This window comes from Deltaproteobacteria bacterium (assembly GCA_016208165.1).
Classification (GTDB): Bacteria; Desulfobacterota; Desulfarculia; order JACQYL01; family JACQYL01; genus JACQYL01.
Window position 1 is genome coordinate 1 of sequence record JACQYL010000121.1, and the last position, 7,933, is coordinate 7,933.

A 7,933-nucleotide genomic window follows, 5' to 3' on the forward strand; every position below is an offset into this window, starting at 1 on the left:
AGCGTCTTTCAGGCCGTGGGCGTGAAACCGCCCCCGACTCTGCAACTCATAAGCTTGTGAACGCGTAGTGCCAAGAACACTTTTGTCTCTTGTAACCCGTTGATATGCCAAAACCTTTTTTTAACAACTGTTGAACTTGAGTCAAAGATCCTGTCAGTTATGACGTTAGCTTTCCATTCCTCTTTAACCCTTGCTGCCTTATCGAAACCCGCCTTCTCAGCGCTGGGCTTGATTATGTTATTGAATTTGTCGTCGAAAGAATCATGAAATGGCATGCACACAAATAATTCGTTCCTCAGGGGTCGCCTGTCCAAAATTGCTCGAAAAAGTATTTAGGATACATTGTATCTCCCGACTTAAGCTAATATCGATTCATGAGTAGAAGAAACTTTTGGAAAAATAGTTAACCCGACATAACAAAGGGCCAAACTTCGCGTTTTTCCCCGGCTACTCTCGCGGCCGCTTGCCGTGACGAGAACGCGTGGTGAAGTCAACTTCGAGCCCGTTTGCGGGCATCCTTCCTTCGTCGTGCATAGTGGCAAAGCACAAGGCGTCTGACATGCTTCCGCAGCCGTATTTGGAGAAGGGAGAAAAGCATAGTGTTGATGCCAACATCCCCACTTAGTATAGATGAGAATATTTGCGTCCTCAATAGTTATTACCTAAATAAAAACCGACCAACGCAGCTGCTGAACCGTACACCTTGAAAACTGCCTGAGATGGAATGAAGGCGGCGTAGATCAGATTTCGTTCCCCCAACCCAACCAAGGTAAGAAGGGACAATCTGTGCATGGATTCACACGTCTTCGGCGGCGGGGGGGGTGGCGCGGCTAACTCGTTTGTTCGCGCTGCGAAGCAACGAGAGGCTCCATCCGGCGTATGGCGCCATACGACTTGACAATGCAAGACGTACGGCTGCCTCCTGTCCTTGGACCCGGACAACAAGTTGTCCCGGCCCCCATCCATCGCAACCGTCAGAACGCATCGGCACGCGCGGCATACAGGGGCGAATAATGATTCACCCCTATGGGGTTCACCGCATCGGAATGTAGGGGCGTATTGCAATACGCCCCTACGGCGCCCGATAAGGAGCACCCTGGCTGGGAAAGAACCGAGTGCTGCTATGGTATATTTCAACATGGCTTTTTGGTAGTATGTAATGTCGAAGACAGACGATCCAGGATCATGCTTGATCCGCCGGTCTCATGATCTTATGTTTCGTTGTCGCAACGAGCGTCCGCACAGGAGGAACATCATGATCGAACCGACCATGCTGAGAGCCAAAGGCGCGGGGATTCAGATCCAGCTCGCGGAGTGGAAAGGACAAGGCCCGCCCGTGTTGTGTCTTCACGGGCTGACGGCCAACTGCCGGTGTTTCGACGTTCCGGCCTCGGTGATCGCGCCCATGCGGCGGGTTCTGGCCATGGATCTCAGGGGCCGGGGGCTTTCGGACAAGCCGGATACCGGGTATTCCATTGACCACCACTGCGAAGACATCCAGGCCGTGCTGGACGATCTGGGGATCGAGAAAACCGCCTTGCTGGGTCATTCCCTCGGCGGATACATTGCCTTGGCCTTTGCGCACAAGCATCCCGACCGGGTCGAGCGGCTCGTGCTCATGGATGCAGGAGCCCAGCTTTCCATTGAACAATGGGCCAAAATCGGCGCCGGAATCAAACCTTCCCTCGACCGCCTCGAACGCACGTTTCCCTCATTCGACGCCTACCTGGAAAACGTGAAAAAGGCCGCGTATCTAAACCCATGGAACGACGCCATCGAAACGTATTTCAAATACGAAAGCGAGGAAAAAGACGGGGTGGTGCGGTCCCGGATCCGGCCGGAACACATTCTGGAAGAACGAAAGCACCTGGCATCCACGGACACGTCGGCTTATTATGATAACGTTCATTGCCCCGTGCTGGTGCTCCGGGCCACGGAAGGCATGGCGGCCAAGGACGATCACGTGCTTCCCGAGGACGCCGCGGCCGAGCTCAAAAAAGCCCTGCCCCAGATGGAGCTGGTCCACGTTCGAGGCTCGAACCACTATTCCATTCTGTTTCAGCCGTTCGAACAAAGGGATAATGCGCTCAAAAATTTCCTGCGCGTCTGAAACGCCTCCAAGGGGAACCGCCCATCGGGGGGAGTTTGTCGAAGATCTTGAGCCTGCCCGCTGTGAGCCGGTCGAACCGGCCGGTGGAAGCCCGCCCCAGGTATCTTTGAGATATTCGTCGAGGGCGGTTCTCGAACCGCCCCTACAGTTCATTCTCTGCGTGGTTTCGTACGGGCGATTCGCGAATCGCCCCTGCCATCGGCGTGACGACGCCGGGCGCACAAGGGCCAGCGGCCGCCGGAGGCCTATCCCCAGCGAAGCACGGCGGACGCGTATGTAAATCCAATGCCCGCCATAGCCATGGCCACCACGCTTCCTTCTTCGATGCGTCCACTTTCGAGGCCCAGATGGAGCGACAGAACCGCATCGTTGGGTCCGTGATGCCCGTATCGGTTCAAGGATGGGGATTGGGCTTCCGAAACTCCAAGCAGGCTCAGAACCATGGATCGATGGGCGTTGGAAAGGTGCCGGAGAGCCAGATAGTCCAACCGTTGGCCGCCGAGGGCCTTTTTTACGACCGCAGCCAGGGCCTGAGGCCATCGGTCGGAAAGATAGGCAGCCGTCTTTTCCGGGTTGGGCGTGGTGAAGTAGCGCATGGGAGAGTGAAGATTTTCCGGAGTGAACGGGTGCTCGGTGCCGCCGCCGGGTACATAGACTTCGTCCGCCATGGCTGCATCCACGATGAATGCCGTGGACAGCAGACGGTTGTTCCTGTATCCCCGTTGGACGATCATAGCCGAGCCCGAGGCGGAAGCGGGCAGGAGAAAACGGGTATCCGGGTTCGCAGAGTCCACCAGATCGATGTTGCGAGTGCCGCCCGCTATTAAGACCGTGCGCACGGTCCGATCGCCGACGATCATGTCGTGGGCCAACCGCAGGGCCTGGATCGAGGTAACCCCTTGCCCTACGAGGTCGAACGCCCAGGCGTTTTTGCAGCCCACCTCTTCCTGCAGCCGGATCGAAGCGGTTTGCGCGATGTAGTCCTTGTACTCTTCTCCGGCCCAAAGCACGAGGTCCACCTCTTCCGGGGTGACCTTTCCGGCCCGCTCGAAGGCCTGCACCGCCGCCTTCTTGGCCATGGGAACCGGATGATCGCTGTGGGACGGCGCATATCTGAGTTCGATGCCCAGAGCAAGGCATTCCTCAACGCTCATCCCGGCCCGTGCGGCCACGGCTTCCGCCGTCTCGTAATGCTCGGGAAGGTAGAGTCCGTAGCTTACAAGACCCATCTCCGTTTCCATCGGCCTGTCGTCGGAATTACTGATGGTCCGCTCCTCCGTGTTGCTCTTTGAGGATGAATTTCTGCACCTTGCCGGAGACCGGCGTGCGCGGCAGACGGTCCACCACGGCCAGGTATTTGGGAATCTTATATTTTCCCATACGGGATTTGAGGAATTCCGCCAGCTCCTCCAGCGTGAGCCTCGACTGGGGCTTCAGCTCGACAACGGCTTTTCCCACCTCACCCCATTTCGCGTCGGGCACACCGATAACAGCCGCCCCTGCCACGCTGGGATGCGTCTCGATGATGCGTTCGATTTCCGCGGGATAGATGTTGGCGCCTCCGGAAATGATCATGTCCTTGAGGCGACCCACAATTGAAAGATGACCGTCTTCATCGATTTTGGCCAGATCTCCGGTGTGAAACCACCCATCCACTATGCTCTCCGATGTGGCTTTCGGTTTGTTCCAGTATCCCGCGCATACATGAGGCCCCCGGATGAGCAGCTCTCCGTCGGAGCCGGTGGGAACCTCTCCGCTCTGGGCGTCGATCAATTTCACGTCCACAAACGGCATGGGGTGCCCCACGGTCCCCGGCTTGCCGTTGGCCAGGAAATTGTTGGGCCCTACCTCTGTCAAGCCGTACCCTTCCCACAAATGGATGGATTTTCGCGTCTTGAAGATTTCGAATAGGTCCCGGCCGAGGGGTGCGCCTCCGGAAACCATGAATCGGACCCTCGAGAAATCGACGGCATCGAATTTGGGAGAATCGATGAGCATGCGGTACATCGTGGGCACGCCGAAAAACAGGGTGACGCCCTCATTCTGGATGAGGTCCAGGATCAGGTCCGGGTCGAAGCTCTTCACCAGGATGTTCACGCCTCTGCTCAAAAAGATGGGCAGTGTGAACACGTTCCATCCTGCGGTGTAAAACATGCCCGCGTGCAGGATGGTGCTGTCCTCGGAGCGCATGTCCCACCCCAGGATGGTGTTCATGGCGTTCCACATCATCATTCCGTGCGTCAGTATAACCCCTTTGGGCAGGCCCGTGGTGCCGGAAGTGTAGATCATCAGATGCGGATCTCCCTCCCGAATCGGGGCATCGGGTGGAGGATCGGTGGAAAGCTGCGTCCACTTTACCGGCAGAGAGCCGCCCGCCGCACTATCGTCGTCGTAGCAGACATAGTGGGAAACGGCGAGCTTGGGCTTGAGCGCCCGGACAACGTCCTGATGGTCCCGGTCGAAGAAGAGGGCTTTGGGAACGGCATCCTCGAAATAATAGAGAAATTCGTCCTCGGCCAGACGGAAATTCAGGGGAACGAGGATGCCTCCCAGTCTTCCCAGCGCGAAAAAAAGCGTAATGACTTCCACCCGGTTGTACGAGAGTGAAGCCACCCTGTCTCCAAAACCGACGCCCAGCTCGAACTTCAGGAAGTTGGCCATGCGGTGGACATCTTCGGCCAGTTCGCCATAGGAATAACGACGTCCGTTGATCGCATCCACAAGCGCTTCCTTGTCCGGGAAAGCGCGTCCCCATCTGCCGATATAGTCACCGAAAATCATCCTCTTGTACTCCTGACTAATGCTTGCGCTGTCCCCATCGCATAACGAGCACGTCCCATGCGTACCCGATCCCGGCCGAGATCATGAGGACCACGTCGCCATCCTGTATCAGGCCTTCTTCGACAGCCAGTTCGAGGGACAATATCTGATCGTTCTGGCCGTGGTGGCCGAATTCCGCTAGGTAGCGGGTCTGGTGGGGCTCGAGCCCCAATTCGTTCATCAGGAAATCGTGCGCGCTTCGTTTCATGAGAAGGGTGGCCAGATAACCCACGTCTTTGCGCGTATACCCGCTCTTGGCCAGAGCCTTGTCGATGCAAAGCAGCCAGTTGCTCAGGCTCAGCCGTTCAAGGCGGTCCTTCATGCCCACCGGGTCCATGACATCCAGATACTGTTGTCCCTGCTGCAAGCCCTCGGCTGTCAGCGGCGCTACGGACCCGCCCTGGGGGACGTACACGTCGTAGGCGAACGACCCGTCGCTCATAAAATGTCCTTCCAGGATTTCGTTCTTCGGGCAATCGCGCTGTACGACGCAGGCGGCGCCTCCCGCGGCCAGGAAATACATCCAGCGGACCCTGGAATTGGCATAGTCGATCAGATCCGAATTGCGGTACCCGGTGGCGATCAATATATTGACGATGCGGCCATCGCCCCGGATCATCTCCCGAGCCGTCTTGAGCGCCGCCATGGTGGTCCCGCAACGCTGCTGCATGTCAAAAGACCATGCGTCATTGATGCCCAATTCCTTTTGCAGTTTCGGACCCACGGGCCAGTTACGGTATTCCTTGACCTCTTCACCGCTCCAGATCACCAGATCGATGTCGTCCGGACTCAGTCCCGAGTAATAGAGCGCCTTTCGGGCCGCCTTGAGGCCCATGGCCACGGTCCCGTCTCCCGGCCCCGGAACGTTCTTTTGGCGCCATCCCAGTTTGCCGCGGATGATGTCCGCCGGAGTATCGCTCCGGGAAGCAATGTATTCGGCATCGTGATAGGCCCTCGGCACATACGCGGCGAAACTGAGTATGCCCGCCGAGGCATTGGGGTTCGGCATTTCTCGCTACTCCTTCCGCTACAAGGCGCGGCGCCGCGCCAGCATCTCCCTCGCCGTGCCGAGGATCCCTCTCGGAAAAAAGAACACCACCAGCACAAACAGAATGCCGAAGTAGAGCACCCAGCGTTCGGCCAAACGATGAATCATTTCGACTTGAGGAAAAACGGCCTTGGCGATTTTTTGCAGCTCCGGAAGGTACGTCTGGGTAATCTCGATGAACGCCGAACCGATCACGCTTCCATACAGGGTGCCCAATCCACCGATAATGACCATGAGCAATATGTTGAGCATGATGGGTGTGGCGAGCACGGATTCCGGATTCACGTACCCCAACCACATGGCGAACATGACCCCTCCCATGGAGGCCACACTCGAACTCAATATAATGGAAAGTATCTGATAGCGGAACGTCTTGTAGCCCAGCGCAATGGAACGCTGTTCGTTGTCCCGGACGGACTGGAGGACTCGGCCCACCGGGGATTCCACGAACTGCACAAGCCCCCGGAACAGGAGCACGGAAACCACCAATATGAAATAGTACGTCATCAGCCGGCCGTTCACTTCCGCTCCGAGGAACGTGCCCGCGGACCAGTCCACTTTGAAAATGCCCGGCATCTTGAACGAAACGCCGTCTTCGGCCAAGGTGAAATCGTACCACTGGACGGCGAGGATATGGGCGAATTCCGACAGCGCCAGGGTCATCATGGCGAAAAAAATCGCTTTGACCCGCAGCGAAAAAAAAGCAATGAGCACGGCCAATACCGAGCTGATGGCCGTCGCAACCACAAAAGCCAGCGGAATGTGATACCAGTGAGGCGCACCCGAGTGGTAAACGATCAGGGCGAGAGAATAGGATCCAATCCCGAAAAACATGGCGTGGGCCAGGGAAAGGCTCCCTGTATAGCCGAGGATTACGTCGTAGGAAGCCACCACAACGGCAAAAATGACGATTTTGGCCACCGTGTCCATGATCCGAAACGAGGGAAACACAAACGGCGTGATCAGCAACGCGGACAGAAGAAGAAGCTGAACGAGGAAAGAAGGACGCCTGTAGCGTGTTTCGTGCTCCTTAACCCTTTCTCGTTGCACCGGTGTCAAGTCGGCAGTCATCATCCGCTCCCTGCTTAATCCCGGCCCAGCAGGCCCTTGGGCCGAATGAGCAGAATGGTGGCCATGATCATGATATTCACTCCCAAAGCGAGTTTAGGAAACAGGAACGCCACATAATTAAAGGCCAATCCGACCATCATCGCGCCCAGAAAGCTGCCCGTCACGGACCCCAGGCCTCCGATGATGACGATAATCAGAGCGAAAATGAGGTTTTCATCTCCCATGCCCGGATACACCTGCTGGCTGAACACGGCCCACATGGCGCCTCCGATGGCGGCAAGGGCGGCTCCCGCGGCGAATACACCCGCGAATATGCGATTGATATTATATCCGATGGCCTGAACGATCTCCCTGTTTTCCACCCCGGCCCGGACAATGATACCCAGCTTGGTCTTGTTCAACACCAACTGGATGCCCGCATACACCGCCAATCCCACGCAGATGGCCACCACGCGGAACTTGTCCACCACGATATCGAGGATATCGAAACTACCCTGAAACGCCAGGGGAACGAAAGCCACCTCGTCATTGGGTCCCCAGAACAAGCGTATGAGTTCCGCCATGATCAAGGACGCGCCCATGGTGATGAGAATCTGCTTCAAGTGATTGCCGTAAACGTGTCGGATGATGGCTCTTTCCAAAATGAAGCCTATTACGGCTCCGGTCACGACGGCTGCCAGCAGGGCCAACAGAATGCCGGCTATGCTTTGCCCTAAAGTCCCGGTATCCACCCAACCCAGCCCGCTCAGGGCCTTGAGCATGGTAAACCCCGCGTAGGCGCCCCATGCGAAAAACGCTCCATGGGCCAGATTGAGCACGTCCATCAGGCCGAAAATCAGCGTGAGCCCGGAAGCCGTCAGGAAAAGCAGCATGCCCATGGCCAG

Annotated in this window: 5 protein-coding genes and 1 pseudogene (1 of these 6 cut by a window edge); 1 reads left to right on the top strand and 5 read right to left on the bottom strand. The window is 57.0% G+C overall.

The window, feature by feature from the left end; all coding sequences use genetic code 11:
* The first annotated feature begins 1,270 nt into the window (after positions 1–1,270).
* Positions 1,271–2,110: an alpha/beta hydrolase gene (locus tag HY788_21790; protein ID MBI4776778.1), complete on the top strand. Its 840-nt coding sequence runs from the start codon at positions 1,271–1,273 to the stop codon at positions 2,108–2,110.
* A gap of 245 nt (positions 2,111–2,355) precedes the next feature.
* Here HY788_21790 and HY788_21795 read toward each other — a convergent pair whose 3' ends face one another.
* The 5 genes and pseudogenes from HY788_21795 to HY788_21815 all read right to left on the bottom strand — a co-directional run.
* Positions 2,356–3,339, bottom strand: a complete 984-nt coding sequence (locus tag HY788_21795) for a hypothetical protein (GenBank protein ID MBI4776779.1) — start codon at positions 3,337–3,339, stop codon at positions 2,356–2,358.
* 28 nt (positions 3,340–3,367) lie between these two features.
* The gene (locus HY788_21800; protein MBI4776780.1) at positions 3,368–4,891 is read right to left on the bottom strand and encodes a long-chain fatty acid--CoA ligase; all 1,524 of its coding nucleotides are present in this window, start codon (positions 4,889–4,891) and stop codon (positions 3,368–3,370) included.
* A gap of 16 nt (positions 4,892–4,907) precedes the next feature.
* The gene (locus HY788_21805) at positions 4,908–5,939 is read right to left on the bottom strand and encodes a 3-oxoacyl-ACP synthase (protein MBI4776781.1); all 1,032 of its coding nucleotides are present in this window, start codon (positions 5,937–5,939) and stop codon (positions 4,908–4,910) included.
* Positions 5,940–5,957: 18 nt separating this feature from the next.
* Complete coding sequence (locus HY788_21810) at positions 5,958–7,052, bottom strand: branched-chain amino acid ABC transporter permease (protein MBI4776782.1); 1,095 nt, start codon at positions 7,050–7,052, stop codon at positions 5,958–5,960.
* A gap of 11 nt (positions 7,053–7,063) precedes the next feature.
* Positions 7,064–7,933: pseudogene (locus HY788_21815) on the bottom strand (branched-chain amino acid ABC transporter permease) (it continues 196 nt past the right edge of the window).